Raw genomic sequence first — 22,252 nt, forward strand, 5'->3', positions numbered from 1 at the left:
GTCTTAGGGTCTCGTGGGCTCGGAGATGGGTATAAGAGACAGCGGCGGGCCGGAGGGCGGGGGCGGGTCAGCCGCGGGTTGACTCTTTATCGCTGTCATCCCGCGCGTTGTCAAGGTCCATTGCCGAGGTTCCGGACCGGCCCCACGCCGTCACCCGTTGTAATCGTGCCTGGCAATGCAGGGTATCGGATGAGCACGGGGGCGTAACGAACGAGTAACCCTTCTATCCGGGGGTCCTGTTCTGGGGTGGGTCCACGGTGTACGACATACCTGGTCCCCGAGTGACCGATTTCTCCATCAGAGTGTCGGCCTTGGGGGTACGACTCGTACCCGATCCTCTCCCGGATCCGGATGGAAAGGTTGGGCACCTTGCGGCGCAACAAGATGAGGATCACCGGCGCGGTGGTGGTGAGCGCGACGCTCGCGCTCGGCGCCGTGGCCTGTGGTGGCGACGATGGCGACGGGGGCGGCGGCAGCGGCAACGAGATCACGATCGGGTTCATGGGCGACCTGACCGGTGAGAACTCGGGTCTGGTGATCCCGCCGAAGCAGGGCGCGCAGCTGGCCTTCGAGCAGTACAACGCCACGAACCCCAAAGTTAAGATCAAGCTGAAGACCTATGACAGCCAGGGCAAGGCCGAGCAGGCCACGCCGCTGGCGCAGGGCGCGGTCAAGAGCGACAAGATCGCCGGCCTGATCGGACCGGCGTTCTCGGGTGAGTCCGAGAGCGTGGGCCCGATCCTGGAAGAGGCGAAGATCCCGAGCGTGTCGCCGTCGGCGACGAGCGTCACGCTGGCCGAGAAGGGCTGGAAGTTCTGGCACCGGGTGGTCGCCGACGACGCCGTGCAGAGCGACGGCGCCGCGAACTTCCTGGTGAACTCGGTGAAGGCGAAGAAGATCTTCACGGTCTCCGACAAGCAGGCCTACGGCGAGGGACTGGCCGGCGCCATCGCGAAGGCGGCCACCGCGAAGAGCGTGCAGGTCCAGTCGGACGGCGTGGACGACAAGGCGACGGACTACTCCTCCACCGTCAACAAGATCAACCAGTTCAAGCCCGACGCGGTCTACTTCGGCGGCTACTACGCGGTCGCCGGGCGGCTGTTCAAGCAGCTGCGCGAGGCCGGCTACAAGGGCAAGATGATGTCGGGCGACGGCTCGCTCGCCACCGGGCTGATCGAGGGCGCGGGCGAGAAGAACGCGCAGAAGGCGCTGCTGAGCTGCGGCTGCCTCATCGACGCCGAGGGCAAGACCAACGAGAAGGCCAAGAAGTTCGCCACCGACTACAAGACGAAGTTCGGTGCCGAGGTCGCGATCTACTCGACCGAGGGCTTCGACGCGGCGACCGCGTTCATCGAGGCCGTCAAGGCCGGCAAGACCAAGCCCGAGGAGATCAACGACTTCCTGAAGACCCTGGACCTCCAGGGCGTCGGGAAGCAGATCAAGTTCGACGACAAGGGCGAGCTGGCGGCGCAGGACATCTTCATCTACGAGGTGCAGGGCAACAAGCTGCCGCTGCTCGGCAACAGCAACGAAGCAAAGGTCTCGTAGGCGTCACCACGCCTGGACTGACCTGACCGTCCCCCGTTCCGGGGGCCTCTGATGGCGCGGGAGCGGGAGCGCTACAGCGCTCCCGCTCCTTTGACGAAGGCGACCGAAGGTGCTCGACGACTTCATCAATCAATTCTGGCCGTCGACCGTCGACGGGCTGGCGCTGGGCGCGATCTACGCGCTCCTGGCGCTCGGCTACACGATGGTCTACGGCGTGCTCCGGCTTATCAATTTCGCGCATGCCGACATCTTCATGGTGGGCACGTTCGCCGCGCTGTGGACCGCACGCGGGATCGGCGCCTCCGACGTGGGCGGGATCGCGCTCATCGGCGTGGTGGTGCTGATGGCCGTGGTGGCCGGCGCGGTGGCGGGCGGCGGCGCGATGCTGCTGGAAGTGACCGCCTACCGGCCCTTGCGCAAGAAAGGCGCGTCCCGGCTGGCGGCGTTGATCTCCGCGATCGGGGCGTCGATCTTCATCCAGCAGCTGATGGGCACGGTGGTGATCCATCGGGTCTTCGGCACCTCGAAGGAGGGCGGCAAGCTCGACGTCAACGAGCACTTCAAGGAGCTGGCGACCGTGGTGGACGCCGGCCCGATCCTGATCCGCAACGATCAGCTGATCGTCTTCGTCGGCGCGGTGGCGATGATGATCGCGCTGGACCAGTTCGTGAACCGGACGAAGCTCGGCCGCGGCATCCGCTCGACGGCGCAGGATCCGGAGACGGCGGTGCTGATGGGCGTCAACATCGACCGGGTGGTGTCGGTGACGTTCCTGGTCGGCGGCATCATGGCGGGCGTCGCCGCGGCGCTGTACTTCCTGCGGTTCGAGACCACGAACTACTTCGTCGGGTTCCTGCTCGGCATCAAGGCGTTCACCGCGGCGGTGCTCGGCGGCATCGGCAACATCCGCGGCGCCCTCGCCGGCGGCTTCACCCTGGGGTTGCTGGAGATGTACGGCTCAAGCATTTTCGGGTCGGAATGGCGGGACGTCGTCGCGTTCACCTTGCTGATCCTGGTCCTGATGTTCCGTCCCACCGGCATTCTCGGTGAGTCCCTCCAGCAGGCGCGCGCATGAACCTCACAAAGAACGGAAACGGAAAGGGCGGCCTCGCCGGGGCCCGCGACACGCTCTCCCTCGATCCGCTCCGCAACGCGTGGGCGGGTGCCCCGCCCGTGGTGCGCTGGATCGTCTACGGCCTCCTGATCATCGGCGGCGTCCTGCTCCCGAGCGAGTCGATCGGCGGCTTCATGGCGCCGAGCGGCTCCGACTGGGCGTCGATGCTGAGCACCCAGATCGCGATCTACGTCCTGCTGGCGATCGGCCTGAACGTGGTGGTCGGCATGGCCGGCCTGCTCGACCTCGGGTACGTGGCGTTCTACGCGGTCGGCGCCTACACGATGGCCATCTTCGCGACCAAGTACGACTGGAGCTTCTGGGAGTCGCTCGTCCTGGCGATCGCGTTCTCGGCGCTGGCCGGCGTGATCCTGGGCGCGCCGACGCTGCGGCTGCGCGGCGACTACCTGGCGATCGTGACGCTCGGCTTCGGTGAGATCGTCAAGCGGACGGCGAACAACAGCGACTACGTGAACGGGCCCCGCGGCGTGCAGGGCATCCCGCACCCGCCGTCGCTGTCGGAGTTCGAGATCATGGGCGTGCAGCCGCTGAAGTACGGGCTCCTGGACTCCCGGCCGTACTACTACCTGCTGCTCCTGTTCATCATCGTCGCGATCATCTTCGTGAAGCGGCTGGAGAGCTCCCGGGTGGGCCGCGCGTGGGCGTCGATCCGCGAGGACGAGGACGCGGCGGAGCTGATGGGCGTGCCGACGTTCAAGTTCAAGCTGGCGGCGTTCGCGATCGGCGCCGCGATCGGCGGCAGCGGCGGCGTGGTGTTCGCCTCGCAGCAGACGTCGATCACCCCGCTGAACTTCGAGTTCCTCGTGTCGGCGCTGATCCTGGCCGGTGTGGTGCTGGGCGGCTCGGGCAACCTGCCGGGCGTCATGCTCGGCGCCGCGGTGCTGGCCTGGCTCCCCGAGCGGTTCCGGTTCCTGTCCGACTACCGGATGCTGATCTTCGGCGCCGCGCTGGTGCTGATGATGATCTTCCGTCCGGAGGGGCTGTGGCCGTCCCGGCAGCGGAAGGCCGAACTGGCCGAAGGCACCGGCGGTATGGGCAGTATGGGAGCCGAGGTGGCCGTACCGGACAAACCCGACGCCGGTCCGGTCGAGACGCTGGAGGAGGGCAAGTGAGCGGGACGAAGGACGCCACGCCCGTCCTTGAGCTGCGCGACGTCGTGATGCGCTTCGGCGGCGTGGTCGCGCTCAACAAGGTGAACCTTGCGCTCACCGAAGGCGAGATCTTCGCGCTGATCGGCCCGAACGGGGCCGGGAAGACGACGGTGTTCAACGTCACCACCGGCGTGTACCGGCCGTCCGAGGGGCGGGTGCTCTTCCGCGGGAAGCGCATCGACGGGAAGAAACGGTACGTCGTCACGAAGCTCGGCGTGGCGCGGACGTTCCAGAACGTCCGCCTGTTCCACAACATGACGGCGCTCGAGAACGTCCTCGTCGGCACGGACGCGCACCACCGGACCGGGTTCGTCGCCGCGGGCCTCGGCCTGCCCTGGCATCGCCGCGAGGAGCGCTCCGGCAGGGAGCGGGCCCGCGAGCTGCTGGAGCTGGTGGGCATCCCGCACCGGGGCGAGGAGGCCGCGAAGAACCTGCCGTACGGCGACCAGCGGCGGCTGGAGATCGCCCGGGCGCTCGCGACCGGGCCGAAGCTGCTGCTCCTGGACGAGCCCGCCGCGGGCATGAACCCGGCGGAGAAGGTCGCGCTCCAGGACCTGATCCGCAGGATCCGCGACACCGGGGTGACCGTGCTGCTCATCGAGCACGACATGAGCCTGGTGATGGGGATCAGCGACCGGATCGCGGTGCTGGACTTCGGCCAGAAGATCGCCGACGGCCTCCCGGCCGAGGTGCAGAACGACCCGCGGGTCATCGAGGCGTATCTGGGGGCACCGGCCGATGCTTCTTGAGATCGACGACATCCACGTCCACTACGGAAAGATCGCGGCGTTGAAGGGCATCTCGGTGTCCGTCGACGAGGGCGAGATCGTGACGCTGATCGGTGCGAACGGCGCCGGGAAGACCACGACGCTCAAGACGATCTCGGGTCTGCGGAGCCTGTCGTCGGGCGCGGTGCGCTTCGACGGCCGCGACATCAGCCGCATGCCCGGGCACAAGCGGGTGCTCGCCGGCATCGGGCAGGCCCCGGAGGGGCGCGGCATCTTCCCCGGCATGACGGTGGAGGAGAACCTCCTGATGGGCGCCTACGCCCGCAAGGAGGACGTGTCCAAGGAACTGGCCCAGGTGCACGAGCTGTTCCCGCGGCTGGCCGAGCGCCGGACGCAGGCCGGCGGCACGATGTCCGGCGGCGAGCAGCAGATGCTCGCGATCGGGCGGGCGCTGATGGCCAAGCCGAAGGTGCTCCTGCTGGACGAGCCGTCCATGGGCCTAGCGCCGATGCTCGTCCAGCAGATCTTCTCGATCATCGTGGAGATCAACCGGCGCGGCACGACGGTGCTGCTGGTGGAGCAGAACGCCCAGCAGGCGCTCCAGATCGCGCACCGCGCGTACGTGCTGGAGACCGGCCGGGTCGTGAAGGCGGCGCCGGCGGGCGACCTGCTCGACGACCCGCAGGTCCGCGCGGCCTATCTGGGCGGCGCGTCGGGCGCCGACCTGGCCGCGGCGTCGGACGTCGCCTCCGCGGAGGCCGACGACACCTCTGGGGCCGACGACACCCCCGAGGCCGACGACGACGCCGAGGAGGGGACGTCCCGGTAGCGGCTCCCAGGCTGCGGCACGCGCCCGTCCAGGTCCGGTTCGCCCGGCTGGGCGGGCGCGGCGCGTCGGGGCGTCCTGAGGGATCTGGGGGACGCCCGGGGCCGCCGATCGGGGCTCGGGCCGTCGAGGGCCGGGGGAGCCGGTCAGGGGAGCTTGATCTCGGCGGGCGCGGGATCGCTGACGGCGCCGACCGGCGGCGAGCCGGAGAGCCGGACGGCCCTGACCTTCGCGCCGCGCGGCACGTCGAACCAGAGGTCGAACTCGACGCGCATGAACGAGCCGACGGACAGCCGCTCCGGCTGCCGTTTGATCATGGTGGCGTTGACGTCGGGGGAGTGGGCCCTCCCGTCGGCGGTGACGAGCCGCTGCTTCCAGGTGTCGAACACCTGGATGTCGCGCCCGGTGTTGACGGCCAGAACGCGGATCCGGGTGAACGTGCCCTTGGAGCCCATCGCGGCGTGGGTGCCCATCACCTCGGTCATGCCCTCGCGGAAGCCGATCACGGTGAACGTCATGTCGGCGCTGCGCCCGGTCTTGCCCTCCGGAACGGACTCGCCCTCGCGGACCTTCTCGGTGGGGATGCTGTAGGCCGGCGCCGCCGTGGCCTTCCCGGAGCCGGAGGATCCCGCGAACGCGACGGCTGCGGCCAGCGCGGCGGCGGCGGCGACCGTGAGGGGGTCCCGTGGACGTAGGGCACGCAGGCGCATGCTCGGAACGTACGGCCGATCGCGCTCCGGATGAACGGCACAGCGCGATTCGCAACCCAACTGCAACCGGCGATGGCCCTACACCGGTGTCGCTGCGCGGCGGGATCGGCTCGTCCGGCGGCCCATGGACGTCCCCGGACATGCGTTGGCCCGGGATCACCTTTGGGGCCGTACGAACCTTCCCCGGGCGCGTACGTTGTCTACTCGGTGATCCCGGGCCGTTCCGATCTACGCTACAGACCCCCGGCCGCGCATCGCAAAGGAAGCCGGCCGCGAACCTGGACGCGAGATCACGCGCCGGGAGCGTCCCGGAGCATGCAGGTCAGGCGGGCGGTGCAGACCCGCCGGTCCTCGTCGTCGGTGATCACGATGTCGTAGGTGGCGAGCGTCCGGCCGCCGTGCAGGCGGGTCGCCACGCCCGTCACGTGCCCGTCGGTGGCCGGCCGGTGGTGGGTGGCGTTGATCTCGATGCCGACCGCGATGCGTCCGGCGCCGGCGTGCAGCGCGGCGCCGATGGACCCGAGCGACTCGGCCAGGACGCAGGAGGCGCCGCCGTGCAGCAGCCCGTACGGCTGGGTGTTCCCCTTGACGGGCATCCGCCCCACGACACGCTCCGGGGACGTCTCCAGGAACTCCACACCCATGGTCTTCGCCAGGTCGCCGTGCACGCCGTCGGACAGGATCCCGGCGTCCCCCGTGTCACTCATCAGGCCCTACCTTTCTGGGGGGCGGCCCCCCAGACTCCCGGGGAGTCGGTCCGAAGATCCTCGCTTCGCCGCGGTCTTCGGACCTCCGCAAAACTGTCGTTGACGCAGACTAGAGTCCTGGTGTGGCGACGAAAGCAGCGACCCCTGACAAGCGCGACCGGCTTCTCCTGCTCGACGGGCATTCCCTGGCCTACCGGGCGTTCTTCGCGTTGCCCGTGGAGAACTTCTCCACCACCGACGGGCAGCCGACCAACGCCGTGTACGGCTTCACCTCGATGCTCATCAACGTCCTGCGCGACGAGCAGCCGACCCATATCGCCGTGGCGTTCGACCGCTCCGAGCCGACGTTCCGGCACGAGCAGTACGTCGAGTACAAGGCGGGCCGGCAGAAGACCCCGGACGAGTTCCGCAGCCAGGTCAGCCTGATCTTCGAGGTCCTGGACGCGCTGCGCATCCCGCGCATGTCCGTCGCCGGGTTCGAGGCGGACGACATCATCGCCACCCTGTCCGTCCAGGCCGTGTCCGCGGGCATGGAGACCCTCATCGTCACCGGCGACCGGGACGCGTTCCAGCTCGTCAACGACGACGTCACGATCCTGTACCCGATCCGCGGCGTCTCCGAGCTGTCCCGGATGGACCCGGCCGCCGTCGAGGGCCGCTACGGCGTCCCGCCCGTCCGGTACCGGGAGCTGGCCGCGCTGGTCGGAGAGAGCAGCGACAACCTGCCCGGCGTGCCCGGCGTCGGCCCGAAGACCGCCGCCAAATGGCTCCTCAAGTACGGCGACCTCGACACCCTCGTGGCCCGCGTCGACGAGATCAAGGGCAAGGCCGGCGACAGCCTGCGCGAGCACCTCGCCGGGGTCCTGCGCAACCACCAGATCAACAAGCTCGACACCGAGGTCGGCCTGGAACTCACGCCGCCGCAGCTGACGATGGGCCAGTGGGACCGCGAGGAGATCCACACCCTGTTCGACTCGCTGCAGTTCCGCGTCCTGCGCGAGCGCCTGTACTCCTCGATCTCCGCCGCCGAGCCCGAGGCCGACGAGGGCTTCGACGTCCAGCTCGACGCGCTGGAGCCCGGCGCGCTCGCCGCCTGGCTCGACGCCAACGCCGGCGACCGCCTCGGCATCGCCGTCACCGGCTCGTGGGGCCGCGGCACGGGCGAGATCACCGCGCTGGCGCTGGCGTCCAAGAAGGGCCCGGCCGTGCACCTCGACCCGGCCGAGCTGATCGAGGACGACGAGCGCGCCCTCGCCGCCTACCTCGCCGACGCCAAGCGCCCCAAGGCGATCCACGAGGCGAAGGGCCCGATGCTCGCCCTCGCCGCCCGCGGCATCGTCCTCGACGGCCTCACCAGCGACACCGCGCTCGCTGCCTACCTCGCGCTCCCCGGCCAGCGGACGTTCGACCTCGCCGACCTCGCGCTGCGCTACCTGCACCGCGAGCTGCGCAGCGAGACCGAGGACACCGGGCAGCTCACCCTCGACGGCTCCGGCGAGGAGGAGGCCGCCGAGGCGCTCGCCGTCCGCGCCCGCGCCGTGACCGAGCTCGCCGACGTCCTCGACAAAGACCTCGACAAACGCGGCGCCACCCGCCTCCTGCACGAGGTGGAGCTGCCGCTCGTCGGCGTCCTCGCGGGCATGGAACGCGCCGGGATCGCCGTCGACACCGACCACCTCGCCGGGCTGTCGGCGTCCCTCGGCGGCCAGGTCAAGGAGCAGGAGCAGGCCGCGCACGGCGCCGTCGGCCACGAGTTCAACCTCGGGTCGCCGAAGCAGGTGCAGCAGGTCCTGTTCGACGAGCTGAACCTGCCCAAGACCAAGCGCACCAAGACCGGCTACACCACCGACTCCGAGGCCCTCACCAACCTCCAGGAGAAGGAGCCGCACCCCGTCCTGGAGCACATCCTGCGGTGGCGCGAGGTCGCGAAGCTGAAGAGCATCGTCGACTCCCTCATCCCGATGGCCGACGACGCCGGGCGCATCCACACCACGTTCAACCAGATGATCGCCGCCACCGGCCGCCTCTCCTCGACCGACCCGAACCTGCAGAACATCCCCATCCGAACCTCCGAGGGCCGGCAGATCCGTGAGGCTTTCGTCGTCTCCGGCGACTACGAGTCCCTCCTCACCGCCGACTACTCGCAGATCGAGCTGCGCATCATGGCGCACCTCTCCGAGGACGCCGCGCTCCTGGAGGCGTTCGGCTCCGGCGCCGACTTCCACACCATCACCGCGTCCCGCGTGTTCGGCCTCCCGCCCGAGCAGATCGACCCCGAGCTGCGCGCCCGCATCAAGGCCATGAACTACGGCCTCGCCTACGGCCTGTCCGCCTACGGGCTCTCCCAGCAGCTCCGGATCTCCCCGGACGAGGCCCGCGGCCTCATGGAGGAGTACTTCGAGCAGTTCGGCGGCGTCCGCGACTACCTCCGCGACATCGTCGCCAAGGCCCGCCAGGACGGCTACACCGAGACGATCCTCGGCCGCCGCCGCTACCTGCCCGACCTCAACTCCGACAACCGGCAGCGCCGCGAGATGGCCGAGCGCATGGCCCTCAACGCCCCCATCCAGGGCTCCGCCGCCGACATCATCAAGGTCGCCAGCCTCAACGTCGACCGCGCCCTCCGCGCCGCGGGCCTGACGTCCCGGATGCTCCTCCAGGTCCATGACGAACTCGTCTTCGAGGTGGCCCAGGGCGAGCTCGACGACCTCAAGACCCTGGTCAGCGCCGAGATGGCCGGCGCCTACGACCTCCGCGCCCCCCTGAGCGTCTCCATGGGCACCGGCCAAACCTGGCAGGACGCTGCGCATTAATTGCATTTCTCTCCTCCTTCGGGCCCGGGGGGCCCTCCATCGTCGAGAAACGCGGTGCGATCGCTGGCATCGCTTCGTCTCGCCTGGGGGCTCGCTGCGCGATCAGGTTTCTCGCGGGCTCGAAACCTGCCTTCGGACGCGATCGCGACGGTGAGGGTTGTCACGTGGTTGCGGTGACGAGCTGAGGGCGTCGCGGTGACGGGCTGAGGGCGTCGCGGTGACGGGCTGAGGGCGTCGCGGTGACGGGCTGAGGGCGTCGCGGTGGCGGGCTGAGGGCTGCGCAGTAGCGGGCGGGCCTTGGTGCGTCCTGCTTGCGGTGTGATCGCGTTTCGCGAGTTCGTTTCTTCGTCCCCTGTGAGCTTCGGTCGTCGTCGCGATGGTCGTCTGGGGACACTTTCCCTGGTAAAAGCGACTTGGCGGGATTCGGGGCGGGCGCGGGGGCTGCGTGGGGATCTTGGGGGTACGCGAGCGGGTGTCCATAGATGTCCGGGGGGCCTACTCTGTCCACCGGGTCCTGTTCGGGTCGACCGGCGGGGGGTAGCGTGCCTCTGCTTCACAAGATCGCTGGAGTCGTGATCGTCTGTGCCGTGATCCTGGGGCTGACGCTTCCCGGTGAACGGCGGGCGCGCGAGAAGGCGCCCACGGCCGAGCGGGCCGGGAACACGTCCGGGACGGCCGACGCCGCCACCGCGGCCAAGGCGAGCGGGACGCCCGCGCCGGGCGGGTCCGGGACGCCGTCGGCGTCCGCGACCCCGACCGGGCCGATCCCGGCGGCGGCGCCCGCGGCGGCGGCCGCCAAGGCGAACGAGCTGGGCCAGGTCCCGGTGCTGATGTACCACCGCATCGTGAAGAAGCCCGAGATGTCGCTCGACCGGTCGTCGAAGGAGCTGTACGACGAACTGACGCGGCTCGCCAAGGGCGGGTACTGCCCGATCACCGCGGGCGAGTTCGCCGGCGGGCGGTTCAACGTCCCGGCGGGGAAGCATCCCGTGGTGCTGACGTTCGACGACAGCACGCCCGGGCACTTCGCGCTCGACGCGTCCGGGCGGCCGCAACCGGACACCGCGGTCGCGATCATCCAGCGGGTCGCCCAGGAGAACCCCGGGTTCCGCCCCACGGCGACGTTCTTCCTGAACAAGGAGCTGTTCGGGCTGGAGGACGGCCCGGCGGGCGCGGGGCTGAAATGGCTCGTGCAGCAGGGGTTCGAGCTGGGCAACCACACGATGACGCACCCCGACCTCGCGGGCATGTCGGAGCAGAAGGTGCACGAGGAGATCGGCGGGATGGAGGACCGGATCGTCCAGCTGACCGGGGCCCACACGGCGACGCTGGCATATCCGTTCGGGTCGGTGCCGCGCAAGGAGAAGTGGGCGCGCGGCGACGGTGCGCGGTACTCGTTCCAGGGGATCTTCCTCGCCGGGTGGCGGCCGTCGCCGTCGCCGTTCGCGGAGGAGTTCGACCGGTGGAACATCGACCGCGTCCGCTCCGAGGGCAAGATCAAAGAGAACGACTGCACGAAGTACTGCTCCACCGCCTGGCTGGAGTACCTGGACAAAAACCCTGACGAGCGGTACACCTCCGACGGCGACCCGAACACCGTGACGTTTCCGAAGACGGCCGAGGACCGGCTGGACGGGACGTACCGGGCGCGGGCGCGAACATACTGACGGCGCGCCCCCGACCGGATTGACCACGGGAGTTCGGTCCCATATCCTGATCGCTGCGCTGTGGGCCTGCGCGCGCTTCGGACGGAGCAGGCTCGCGCTCGGTCAGGTCGGCGACAACGGTTCGGTTCAATGACGCGGCAGCGACCACGTCCCATTCCGGTCTTCGGCAGGGCGGATAACGGCCCTCCGCGCACAACCCATACGACTTCCATGTCCGTACCGGAGCCAGCCGACACATGACGAGCAGCACCGAGGCCACCTCGACCACCCCGCAGGTAGCGGTCAACGACATCGGGTCCGAGGAAGCCTTCCTCGCCGCGATCGATGAGACCATCAAGTACTTCAACGACGGCGACATTGTCGAAGGCACTGTCGTCAAGGTCGATCGTGACGAGGTCCTCCTCGACATCGGCTACAAGACCGAGGGCGTCATTCCCTCGCGCGAGCTGTCCATCAAGCACGACGTCGACCCGAACGACGTCGTCACCGTCGGCGACCACGTCGAGGCCCTCGTCCTCCAGAAGGAGGACAAGGAGGGCCGGCTGATCCTGTCCAAGAAGCGCGCCCAGTACGAGCGCGCCTGGGGCACGATCGAGAAGATCAAGGACGAGGACGGCATCGTCACCGGGACCGTCATCGAGGTCGTCAAGGGCGGTCTCATCCTCGACATCGGGCTGCGCGGCTTCCTGCCCGCCTCGCTGGTCGAGATGCGCCGGGTGCGCGACCTGCAGCCCTACGTCGGCCGCGAGCTCGAGGCCAAGATCATAGAGCTGGACAAGAACCGCAACAACGTGGTCCTGTCCCGCCGTGCCTGGCTGGAGCAGACGCAGAGCGAGGTCCGCCAGACCTTCCTCAACACCCTGCAGAAGGGCCAGGTCCGCAAGGGCGTCGTGTCGTCCATCGTCAACTTCGGCGCGTTCGTCGACCTCGGCGGCGTGGACGGCCTCGTGCACGTCTCCGAACTGTCCTGGAAGCACATCGACCACCCGTCGGAGGTCGTCGAGGTCGGCCAGGAGGTCACGGTCGAGGTCCTGGACGTCGACATGGAGCGCGAGCGGGTCTCGCTGTCGCTCAAGGCGACGCAGGAAGACCCGTGGCAGCAGTTCGCCCGCACCCACCAGATCGGGCAGGTCGTGCCGGGCCGCGTCACCAAGCTGGTGCCGTTCGGCGCGTTCGTCCGCGTCGAGGAGGGCATCGAGGGCCTGGTGCACATCTCCGAGCTGGCCGAGCGGCACGTGGAGATCCCCGAGCAGGTCGTCCAGGTCGGCGACGAGATCTTCGTGAAGATCATCGACATCGACCTCGACCGGCGCCGGATCAGCCTGTCGCTCAAGCAGGCCAACGAGGGCGCGGCCGGAGTCGAAGAAGAGGACTTCGACCCGACGCTGTACGGCATGCCCGCCGAGTACGACGACCAGGGCAACTACAAGTACCCCGAAGGCTTCGACGCCGAGACGGGCGAGTGGCTGCCGGGCTTCGACGAGCAGCGCGAGACCTGGGAGCGGCAGTACGCCGAGGCCCGGTCCCGCTTCGACGCCCACCGCCGGCAGATCGAGGAGGCCCGCAAGGCCGAGGCCGAGGCGGGCGCCGAACCCGCGGGCGGCGGCGGCGAGCGGAGCTCCAGCGGCGAGACGTCCTACTCGGGCGGCGGGGAGAGCGAGTCCGGAGGCGGCGCGCTCGCCACCGACGAGGCCCTCGCCGCGCTGCGGGAGAAGCTGTCCGGCGGCCAGTGACCGACCGCTGATCCGCCCTTTGGCGCGCGTCGTCCGCGTCAGGACCGTGAGTCGGTGACCACGGTCCTGCGCGGCGGCCGGTGACGTTCCGAGCACGGCCGGAGTGCGATCCCGCGGGATCGCACTCCGGCCGTGCTCGGCTGCGCCGGGTTGGTAGCCTCGCCCCACCCCAAGGGTGCGCTCGTCCCAAGGTCCGTTCATCCCGTAGGTCCGCTCGTCCCCGGGAGCACATGTTCAAGTGGCCAGCACAGAGGTAGGCACGAGAACCGGCGGCCCCGCCCCCGCCGGACCGCCGATCGTCCCGCAGGGCCCCGCCAGGCTCGCGCTCATCGCGGTCACCGTCGCGGTGCTCGCGCAGACGCTCCGGTTCTCGCTGCCCCAGCTCGACCGGTTCGCCGACGAGGCCGGCACCGGGGTCGCCGCCGCCGGCGTCCTCGCCGTGTACCTCGCCGGGTTCGCCGCGCCGCTGATCCGCCGCGCCGCCGGCCCGCGCGGCCTGCTCATCGCCGGTGTCGGCGGGCTCCTCGCCGTCCGGCTGCTCGCGCAGGCCATCGACCCGCGCACCTGGCTGGCGTTCGCCGGCACCGCCATCGGCATGATCGCCGTCGCGGCGCTGTACGAGGGCGCCCGCGGCCTGTCCGGCGTCGGGTTCGCCACCGCCACCGTCGCCGGGCTGTCGATCGACACCGCCGTGCGGATGTGCTTCGCCACCTGGGACCCGGTGTGGCGGTCCGGTGCCGGGCCGTGGCTGGCGTGCCTGGCGTTCGTCGGGCTCGGCGCCGCCGCGCTGTACCGGGAGCTGTCGTCCGGGCCGGTCGCCGCGCCCGGGATCTCCTGGCGGGACGCGCTCGGCGCCGCCGCGTTCGGACCGTTCCTGGCCCTGCAGGTCCTCGTGCTGTCCAGCCCCGCGTTCGTGGCGTCCTCGGGCTGGCGGTCGCTGACCGCCGCGCACGTCGTGATCGTCGCCGGGCAGGGGCTCGCGCTGGCGTTCCTCGCGTCCGGCCTCGCCGTCCGGGCCGTGCCGGGCGGGGTGTGCGTGCTCGGCGGCACCGTCCTCGGGGTCGGCGCGGGAGCCGTCGCCGGGACGTACGCGGTCTCCGGCATCGAGGTCGTGCCGATCGTGATCCTCGGTCAGGTGCTGTCGGCGTGGCTGCTGGCCGTCGCGTGCCGGGCGCCGCTGCGGCGCGCGGGGACCGGCGGGCCGGTGTGGCGGATCGACGCCGGGGCCGCGCTCGGCGGCCTGCTCATCGTCGTCGTCCTCGTCCCGTACCAGGTCAGCGCCGTGTCGCCGCTGCCATTCCCGAACAACCTGCTGCCCGGCCTCGCCGGCATCCTGCTCGGCGCGCTCGCCGCGATCGCCGCCGCGCGGGGCGGCCCGCTGCCCGCCCGCGCGCCGCTGCGCGCCCTCACCGCCGGCGGCGCCGCGCTCGGCCTGCTCGCCGGGACGATCGTGTTCACCGTGGCCGCGCCGGACGGGAAGGCGCAGGCGGCGCCCGTCCCCGGGACGGTGCGGGTGCTCAGCTACAACATCCACGACGCGGTCGACCAGTCAGGGCGCCTCGACCCGGAGGGCATCGCCCGCGTGATCGAGGGGCAGCGCGCCCAGGTCGTCCTGCTGCAGGAGGCCGGCCGCGGGTCGCTGCTGTCCGGCACCGCCGACGTCGGGGTGTGGCTGTCGCGCCGCCTCGGCATGAAACTGATCTGGGGGCCGGCCGCCGACGGCCAGTTCGGCAACGCGATCCTCACCTCGCTGCCCGTGCGCAGCTCAGGGACGGGCCGCATGTCGCGCGGCGACTGGTCGCAGATCCGCGGCTACGTGTGGGCGCGGCTCGGCGTCGGCGGCACCACGATGGACGTGTGGTCGACGCACCTGGAGGGCGGCGACGACAAGGCCGACGAGCGGTCCCGCTCGATCGCCGCGCTGCTGCGGGCCTGGGGCGGCGCGCCCCGCACACTGATCGGCGGCGACTTCAACGCCGAGCCCGGAAGCCCCGAACTGGCCGCGATGACCGAGGGCACCGACCTGCGCAGCGCGGCGATCGGCGACGACTCGTCCCCGACCAGGTCCGACGGCGCCCATGTCGACTGGATCTTCGGGTCGGACGGCGTCCTCGTCACCGAGTACGATGTGCCGGTCTCCAGGGCCTCGGATCACTATCCCGTCGCGGTGACCGTCCGGATCGGCGGCTGAGCGGACCAGGCCCGCGTTCCGCCGCTAGGGTCAACCCCATGAGCGAAGCGGGGAGCGGGGCCGTGAGCGAGTTGGCCGTCGTGATCGAGCGGGCCCTTCCGCAGGACGCCGGGGAGGTGCTGACCGTCCAGCGCGCCGCGTACGTCACGGAGGCGCAGCTGTACGGCGACCCGTTCATCCCCCCGCTGGTCGAGTCGGCCGAACAGCTCCAGAAGGTCCTGGCCGGTGACGCGGTGGTGCTGAAGGCCGTGCTGGACGGACGCCTCGTCGGCGCCGTCCGCGCCCAGTTCAGCGACCACACCTGCCTCGTCGGGCGGCTCGTCGTCGTCCCGGACCTGCAGGGCCGCGGGATCGGCGGGCGGCTGCTCGCCGCGCTGGAGGGCGAGGTCGCCGGACGTGCCGACGCGTGCGTCCTGTTCACCGGGCACCTCAGCGAGACGAACCTGCGCCTGTACCGGAGGCTGGGCTACGCCGAGACGCACCGCGAGCGCGTCGCGGCGCATCTCACCCTCGTCCACATGCGCAAACCCCTCGTCCCCGCCGGGAAGGCGGACGGCTAGGGTGAGTCCGTGCTGAAAGTGGGTCTCACCGGCGGGATCGGGTCGGGCAAGAGCGAGGTGTCGGCCCGCCTCCGCGAGCGCGGCGCCGTCGTCATCGACGCCGACAAGATCGCCCGCGAGGTGGTGGAGCCCGGCACCCCGGGCCTCGCCGCGGTCGTCGCGGAGTTCGGCGAGGAGGTGCTGCTCCCGTCCGGCGTCCTCGACCGCGAGAAGGTCGGCCGGATCGTGTTCGGCGATCCGGAGCGGCTCGCGGCGCTGAACGCGATCGTCCATCCGCTGGTGGGGGAGCGGACGCGGGAGCTGATGGACGCTGCCCCTGCCGGTGCCGTCGTCGTCTACGACGTCCCGCTCCTGTTGGAGAACGGCATGGCGGAGATGTACGACGAAGTCGTCGTCGTGGACGCCCCCGAAGAGGTCCAGCTCGACCGGCTGGTCGCCCGCCGCGGCATGACCGAGGAGGACGCCCGCGCCCGCATGGCCAGCCAGGCGTCCCGCGCCGAGCGCCGCGCCGTCGCCACGCACGTCATCGACAATTCCGGGACGCTCGACGACCTGAAATCCCAGGTCGACGCCCTCTGGGAATCGCTCACCCCGCGTCGGTGAGCGGGGTGCCGCAGAAGGTGATGGGCCCCGTTATGGGGCGCTCTTAATCCGGCACGTCACGTGATCAATGTTGTTCGCTGAGAGATGCGCCCGGTGCCGCGGAAATCGCGTTTTCCGAGATTGTGGTGATCATGCCGGTTCCGGCGATCGGGCAGGCCGCCCCGGGCCCCCGGACGATAGCGGAAATGGTCATCCGGATGTCCGGGCATGGCCGCATTCGGACGAGGAAAGCGGAAAGCCTCGGTATGCGACGCTGACCTGTGATCCGATCGGCGGCACCCATAAGAACGCGAAGGCCGCCTGCGCCGAGCTCGCCTTGGCGATCGGGGATATCTCGAAGGTTCCGCCGCAGCGGGCCTTCTGCCTCGCGGTCTGGATCCCGGTGGACGCCGCCGCGACCGGTTCTTGGAAGGGCGTGCCCATCAAGCCGTTCTCCGAGACCATCACCAATGACGCGTGCGCCAGCATCAGTTACGGTCACGTCTTCGACTTCTGACGGCCGGACGGGCTCAGAACGCACGGGCTCAGACCCGGGGCGGGCTCAGAAGGGCGCGTCCAAAGGGAGTTGGTGGACTTCGCGTAGGTAGGCGTCCAGTTCCCCGGGCTCGAAGCGGCACATGCCCACGGCGTACCAGAACTCCGCGGTGGCGTTGCCCTCCCATTTGTAGCGGCCGTCGGGGGCCAGGGCGGCCCAGCCTTCGGCCAGGCCGAGGAGGGTGGCGCGGCGCGCGGGGGCGGTGTGGTCGGTGACGTCCCAGAGGATGACGGCGCCGTCGTCGCCGGCGGTGGCGAGGTGTGCGCCGTCCGGGCTGAACGCGACCGACCAGATGCGGCGGGTGTGGCCGGTGAGGGTGTGAACGGTCTCGCCGGTGGACGGGTCCCAGAGGCGCACGACCATGTCGTCGCCCGCGCTGGCGAGCAGGTCGCCGGACGGGTGGAACGCGGTCGCCCACAGACGTCCCGTGTGGCCGGTGAGGGTGTGCAGCGACTCTCCCGTGGACGGGTCCCAGAGGCGGACGGTGCCGTCGTTGCTGGCGCTGGCGAGGGTCTCGCCGGACGGCGAGAACGCCACGCGGTAGACGCGGTCGGTGTGGCCGCGCAGCTCGGTGGCGAGTTCGCCGGTGCGCGGATGCCAGAGCCGGACGAGGCCGTCGTCGCAGCCCGTCGCGACCAGGGCGCCGCCCGGCTGGAAGTCGATGGAGCGGACGCGGCCCTTGTGGTCGGCGAGGTTGACGATCTCGCGGCCGGTCGTCCAGTACCAGAGCCGGACGGTGTCGTCGTCGTTGGCGGTGGCGAGGACGTCGCCGGCGGGCGAGAACGCCTGCGCCCACACGTGGTCGGTCTCCGCGTGCAGCTCGCGCTCGAACGTGCCGGTCCCGGCCTGCCACAGGTGGACGCCGCCGTCGTTGGTGGCGGTGGCGAGCTGGGAGTCGCGGGTGTTGAACGCGGCGGAGGTGAGGTTGTCGGCGACGCCGCGCAGCTCGCGGATCATGCGCCCGGAGCGGGGCTCCCAGAGCCGGACCAGGCCATCGTTGCCGCTGCTCGCGAGCATGCCGCCGTCCGGGCTGAACGCGACGCCGGTGACGCGGCGGCCGTGGCCGCGCAGCACGACGCGGCACTGCCCGGTCTCGGCGTCCCACAGGCGGGCCGTGCCGTCGTTGCTGCTGGTGGCGAGCTGGGCGCCGTCCGGGCGGAACGCGAACGGCCACACCGCGCCGCGGTGCCCGGCCAGTTCGAGGCGCTGCCGGCCGCTCCGCGGGTCCCAGAGGCGGACGGCCCCGGCGCTGTCGGCGGTGGCGAGGCGGCCGCCGTCCGGGCTGAACGCCGCCTGGTAGATGGCGCCCCGGTGGCCCTGCAGGGTGGTGCGCTGGAGGCCGTCCTCCCAGATGCGGACGGACGCGTTGGTGTCGCCGGTGACCAGGAGGTTCCCGTCCGGGTGGAACGCGATGGCGTAGACGCGTCCGGTGTGGCCGAGGAGTTCCTGCCTGATCTCGCCGGAACGCGTGTCCCAGAGCCGGACGGCGCCCGCCTGGTCTCCGGCGGCCAGGAGGGAGCCGTCCGGATGGAACACGGCCCGGTACACCGCGCCGTGGTGGCCGGTCAGCTCGCGCTGGAGGGCGCCTGTGGCGAGGTCCCAGACGCGTAGCGTGCCGCCCGCGTCACCGGTGACCATGAGCGAGCCCGCGGGGTCGAACACCGCCGTGTAGACGGGCGCGGTGTGCCCGGACAGCTCGTGCAGGAGGGCGCCGGACGCGGCGTCCCAGACACGGATGGTCCCGTCGGCGGCGCCCGCTGCGACGAGCTCGGCGCCCGATGGGGAGCGTCCGCCGACGACGACAGGCCACACCCCTTCGGGGTGGACGGTGAAGGTGTGGGCGGTGTGGCCGGTGGCGAGGTCCCAGATGCGGACGGTGCCGTCTGCGGAGCCGCTCGCCAGGAGGTTCCCCGGGGAGTCGAACGCGACCGCGTAGGCGCGGTCGGTGTGGCCCTGGAGCGTGCGCAGCGGAATGCCCGTGATGGCGTCGCACACGAGGACGCCGCCGTCCTCGCTGCCCACGGCCAGGACGGAGCCGCCGGGGCTGTAGGCGAGGGGGTGGGGGAGACGGCTGGTCTGGAAGTGGAAGCCGTACGGGACGCCGACGGCGGGCGGGGCGACCTGGATGTCGATCGGACGCCCCGGGGCGATCGCCGCCTCGCGCAGTTCGGGCGCGTTGGCGATCCGGTCGGGGAGCACGGCGTCCACCAGGGCGGCGCGCGTCCAGCGGCTGCCGTCGACGGTGACGTCCCGCAGGTCGGCGCGCGCCAGGCGGGCCCGGGACAGGTCAGCGCCGCGCAGGTCCGCGCCGGTCAGCTTGGCCTCGTCCAGGCGCGCCCCGGCCAGGGACGCGTCCCGCAGGACGGCGCGCGACAGATTGGCGCCGACGAGTTGCGCGTCGGTGAGGTCCGCGCCTGTGAGGTCGACTTCCTGCAGGTCGCGGTAGGACAGGTCCTCGCCCTGCAGGCGCGCGCCGCGCAGATCGGTGCGCGCCGGGGTGCGCAGCCGTGTCGTGACGCGGATCGCGTTGGCGCGGGCCGTGTCGTCGGCGTCGGGGTCGGCGAGGACCCCGGCCGCCCACCCCTGGCATGCGCGGGGGTCGGCGAGGTCGCAGAGGAAGTCGACGGTCAGCTGGGACAGCGCACGGCTCGCCAGCGCGGACGGCGCCGCGCCCTTGGCGAACTCGTCCGCGATGTGCCGCGCGACCAGCCATTCCATGACGGACGTGTGGATGAACCCGAACAGGCCCTCGTCGGTGCGGATCAGCAGGCTTCCGGCGCCGACCGCGTGCGTCACCTGGTGGGGAGACATGCGCCCTCCGGCGAGGCCGGTGAGCGCGTCCGAGACGTCCGTGAGCTCCGCGAGGCGCAGGAACTGCTCGTTGCCCTCCCAGAGCCGCAGCGCGAGCGTCCCCACGGCGCGCCACATGTCGTCGGCCTTCAGCCCGGACGGGCCGCCCGAGCCGCCGACCCGGTCGGCCTCGTGCGCCAGCCAGGACGACAGGATCTCGTGGTACAGGTCGGCGGGGCTGACGGCGCGGCGCGCCTGCGCGACCGCGCGGAGCCGGTCCTCGGGCAGGTCGGCGATGAACGACAGCATCCGCGGGTTGGCCGTCAGCGCCAGCAGCTCCTCGATGCCCGCCAGGAGGTCCAGCCGCGCCTCGGCCGCGGCCTCGTCCCCGTACCGGTTCAGCAGGTACGAGCGGACCTGCGGCGGCGCGAACTCCTCCAGCCCGAGGACGCGCCGGTGCGGGAGGACGCCGACCTTCTCGCCCAGCGCGGTGAGGACCTGCGCCTGCGACTTGAAGTGCTGCGTGCGGCTCGCCACCACGATCTTGGCCTTGTCCTGGGCGGCCTGCAGCAGCGTGTCGAGGTGGTCGGCGGCCTTGTCGTAGGTCATGCGCGTGACGAGCTCGTCGAACCCGTCGAAGAGCAGCACGATGCGTCCCTGGCGGAGCATGTAGTGGAACGCCTTGAGGTCGATGAGCTCCTCGCCGTGGTTGGCCAGGTGCGCGGCGACGAGACCGTCCACCGAGTGCGCCTTGTCCAGCGCCCGCAGCTCGATGAGGATCGGGATGACGTGCGGGAGCTCCTCCGGGATGCGGCGGGCCAGCTCGCGCAGGGCGAACGTCTTGCCGCGTCCGAAGTCGCCGAGCAGCAGCAGGAACCGGCCGTGGTCGGCGGCCAGCAGGCGCAGCATCTCGCCGACGACGTCCTCGTGGACCTCCGTGATCGAACGGCTCTCCTCGCCGGACGCGGAATCGCCGCGGAGACGGTCGAGTTCCCGGTAGCGCTGCGGTACGTACAAGGTCGGCGGATACAGCCCGCCTGCGGAGAGGCGTCCGGTCTGGGCCGTCACGTACTCGGACAGGTCGACGAGCCCCTGGAACTCGGTGAGGCTGCGTACCCGGATGCCGCGCCGCAGCGCGTCGTCGCGCAGTGAGCGGGCCGGTGCTGGCCCCAGGTACACCAGTTCGGACCCGTGGTCGGTGCCGTCGGCGTGCACGTGGCGGACGAACGCGTCCACGTCCGATTCGGTCACCTGACCCACGTGGGCGCCGATGCGGTACTGCCGGACGAACCCGTCCTCCAGGTGGGTCAGCAGCAGGTGCGGCGGGTCGGCGTGGCCGTCCTCGCCTGGCGGCGGGACGATGCGCCGTATGGTCGCGCGCTCGAACCGCGTCTCGCACGCCTCCGTCAGGCGGTCGAGCAGCCGCGCCGTGGGGTCCGGCACAGGGTCGACGGCGCCGTTCGACCTGGGGCCTATCTCCGGGACGGGCGGCGCCGGCGGAGTCTCCGCGGCCGGTGGCGGGAACGTTCCCCGGACGTTCGACCACGGCTGTTCGAGCCGCTCCGGGCCGCGCCGTTCGGCGTCTTCGGGGATCCACCGGTCGAGACCGTCGTGCCGTATGACGACGATCTGGTGGCGTCCAGGGCCCAGCGCGGGGACGGACGGGACGCCGTTGCCCAGCAGGGGAACGGCACCGAATTCCGACTCCGCCCCCTGGAAGAACAGGTTGACGTGACCGCCGAGCAGCATCTCGACGGTCTCGGGGTCGCGCAGCGCACCCGGCTCACCGGCGATGGGCGTGTGCTCGATCGCGCCTAGGCGGAGCCATCCTTCGTCCTCGAAATGACGGAGGCGCTCGTTGAACCAGGCTGCCTGCGCCCGCCCGACATGCCCGTACCGGTCTGCCTCGCGGTGGGTCTGCGGCAGCGTCGAGTTGAGGCCGGCGACCACGACCCGCAGGTCCGTGATCGGGAACAGCGTCCACGGCTGGGCGCTGTCGAAGATGAGCGCGTCGATGCCCTGGTAGAACTCCTTGAACAGGCCCGCGTAGTGCCGCCATTTCGGCCAGTACGGCGGCTGCGGCTCGATGTCGTCGGCCTCGCAGCTGGAGAAGTACGCCTGGCACGCCGCACGGGTCACATCGTGCGTGCCGGGGACGATCACGACGCGCTGCGCCTCCAGCCCCAGCAGCGCGCGCAGGCTCGTCAGGAACGACAGCGCCTCGGCGAACTCCTTGCGGCTGCCCGAGTGGGTGATGTTGCCGGTGACGACGAGCAGTTCGGGACGCGGCACACCGGAGTCGGCCAGCCGCGTCACGTCGCTCCAGATGCGGTCCTGCAACTCGGTGGCCGTGGTGGGCTCGCCCGGCTCGGCGAGCGTCCGCCCGAACCGCGGGCCCGAGACGTGCAGGACGCTGAGGTGCTCGCGCGGCTCGTCGCCGCCCTCGTCCGCCGCGGGGAACGCCGGCGCCGCCACGGGCGCCCGCCGGGCGGGCCGCTCTCCGGCCGGGCCCGGCCGCCCCGCCCCCTCGTCGCGGCTCTCAGACGGCTCCAGAC

15 protein-coding genes are annotated in these 22,252 nt (G+C 71.1%); 12 read left to right on the top strand and 3 right to left on the bottom strand.

Going from position 1 to position 22,252, the window contains the following annotated elements; all coding sequences use genetic code 11:
* Positions 1 to 351 precede the first annotated feature (351 nt).
* The 5 genes from ETD83_RS25580 to ETD83_RS25600 all read left to right on the top strand — a co-directional run bounded on the left by ETD83_RS25580 (position 352) and on the right by ETD83_RS25600 (position 5,391).
* Complete coding sequence (locus ETD83_RS25580) at positions 352 to 1,548, top strand: branched-chain amino acid ABC transporter substrate-binding protein (protein ID WP_171064428.1); 1,197 nt, start codon at positions 352 to 354, stop codon at positions 1,546 to 1,548.
* 109 nt (positions 1,549 to 1,657) lie between these two features.
* A complete protein-coding gene (locus ETD83_RS25585; RefSeq protein ID WP_138647749.1) occupies positions 1,658 to 2,623 on the top strand; it encodes a branched-chain amino acid ABC transporter permease in 966 nt (321 codons plus the stop codon).
* Complete coding sequence (locus ETD83_RS25590) at positions 2,620 to 3,795, top strand: branched-chain amino acid ABC transporter permease (protein ID WP_138647750.1); 1,176 nt, start codon at positions 2,620 to 2,622, stop codon at positions 3,793 to 3,795. Before ETD83_RS25585 ends, ETD83_RS25590 begins: the two co-directional genes overlap by 4 nt.
* A gap of 47 nt (positions 3,796 to 3,842) precedes the next feature.
* Positions 3,843 to 4,583 (top strand): ABC transporter ATP-binding protein, encoded by a 741-nt coding sequence (locus ETD83_RS25595; RefSeq protein ID WP_138647763.1) that lies wholly within the window; start codon positions 3,843 to 3,845, stop codon positions 4,581 to 4,583.
* Positions 4,573 to 5,391, top strand: a complete 819-nt coding sequence (locus ETD83_RS25600; RefSeq protein ID WP_138647751.1) for an ABC transporter ATP-binding protein — start codon at positions 4,573 to 4,575, stop codon at positions 5,389 to 5,391. Before ETD83_RS25595 ends, ETD83_RS25600 begins: the two co-directional genes overlap by 11 nt.
* Positions 5,392 to 5,534: 143 nt before the next feature.
* On the opposite strand, the gene ETD83_RS25605 is transcribed toward ETD83_RS25600, so the two are convergent.
* A complete protein-coding gene (locus ETD83_RS25605; protein WP_138647752.1) occupies positions 5,535 to 6,098 on the bottom strand; it encodes a DUF4352 domain-containing protein in 564 nt (187 codons plus the stop codon).
* Positions 6,099 to 6,388: 290 nt separating this feature from the next.
* The gene (locus ETD83_RS25610; RefSeq protein WP_138647753.1) at positions 6,389 to 6,805 is read right to left on the bottom strand and encodes a PaaI family thioesterase; all 417 of its coding nucleotides are present in this window, start codon (positions 6,803 to 6,805) and stop codon (positions 6,389 to 6,391) included.
* Between the two features lie 122 nt (positions 6,806 to 6,927).
* Here ETD83_RS25610 and polA point away from each other — a divergent pair, with 122 nt between their 5' ends.
* The 7 genes from polA (at position 6,928) to ETD83_RS25645 (ending at position 16,868) form a co-directional block, all read left to right on the top strand.
* Positions 6,928 to 9,618: a DNA polymerase I gene (polA, locus tag ETD83_RS25615; protein WP_138647754.1), complete on the top strand. Its 2,691-nt coding sequence runs from the start codon at positions 6,928 to 6,930 to the stop codon at positions 9,616 to 9,618.
* A 587-nt stretch (positions 9,619 to 10,205) separates the two neighbouring features.
* A complete protein-coding gene (locus tag ETD83_RS25620) occupies positions 10,206 to 11,285 on the top strand; it encodes a polysaccharide deacetylase family protein (protein ID WP_230421168.1) in 1,080 nt (359 codons plus the stop codon).
* Positions 11,286 to 11,521: 236 nt separating this feature from the next.
* Positions 11,522 to 13,018, top strand: a complete 1,497-nt coding sequence (gene rpsA, locus ETD83_RS25625; protein WP_138647756.1) for a 30S ribosomal protein S1 — start codon at positions 11,522 to 11,524, stop codon at positions 13,016 to 13,018.
* A 238-nt stretch (positions 13,019 to 13,256) separates the two neighbouring features.
* Positions 13,257 to 15,209: an endonuclease/exonuclease/phosphatase family protein gene (locus tag ETD83_RS25630; protein WP_138647757.1), complete on the top strand. Its 1,953-nt coding sequence runs from the start codon at positions 13,257 to 13,259 to the stop codon at positions 15,207 to 15,209.
* A 62-nt stretch (positions 15,210 to 15,271) separates the two neighbouring features.
* Entirely contained in the window at positions 15,272 to 15,769 is a 498-nt protein-coding gene (locus ETD83_RS25635; protein WP_230421169.1) for a GNAT family N-acetyltransferase, read from the top strand.
* Positions 15,770 to 15,778: 9 nt separating this feature from the next.
* Positions 15,779 to 16,372, top strand: a complete 594-nt coding sequence (coaE, locus tag ETD83_RS25640; RefSeq protein ID WP_138647759.1) for a dephospho-CoA kinase — start codon at positions 15,779 to 15,781, stop codon at positions 16,370 to 16,372.
* 67 nt (positions 16,373 to 16,439) lie between these two features.
* Positions 16,440 to 16,868 (top strand): SSI family serine proteinase inhibitor, encoded by a 429-nt coding sequence (locus ETD83_RS25645; RefSeq protein WP_138647760.1) that lies wholly within the window; start codon positions 16,440 to 16,442, stop codon positions 16,866 to 16,868.
* 45 nt (positions 16,869 to 16,913) lie between these two features.
* Here the strand turns inward: ETD83_RS25645 and ETD83_RS25650 are convergent, their stop codons facing one another.
* Positions 16,914 to 22,172 carry a WD40 domain-containing protein gene (locus ETD83_RS25650; RefSeq protein ID WP_230421170.1) on the bottom strand — a complete coding sequence of 1,753 codons (5,259 nt, stop codon included), beginning with the start codon at positions 22,170 to 22,172 and terminating at the stop codon, positions 16,914 to 16,916.
* Positions 22,173 to 22,252 lie beyond the last annotated feature (80 nt).

Source organism: Actinomadura soli, from assembly GCF_005889715.1.
Taxonomy (GTDB): domain Bacteria; phylum Actinomycetota; class Actinomycetes; order Streptosporangiales; family Streptosporangiaceae; genus Spirillospora; species Spirillospora soli.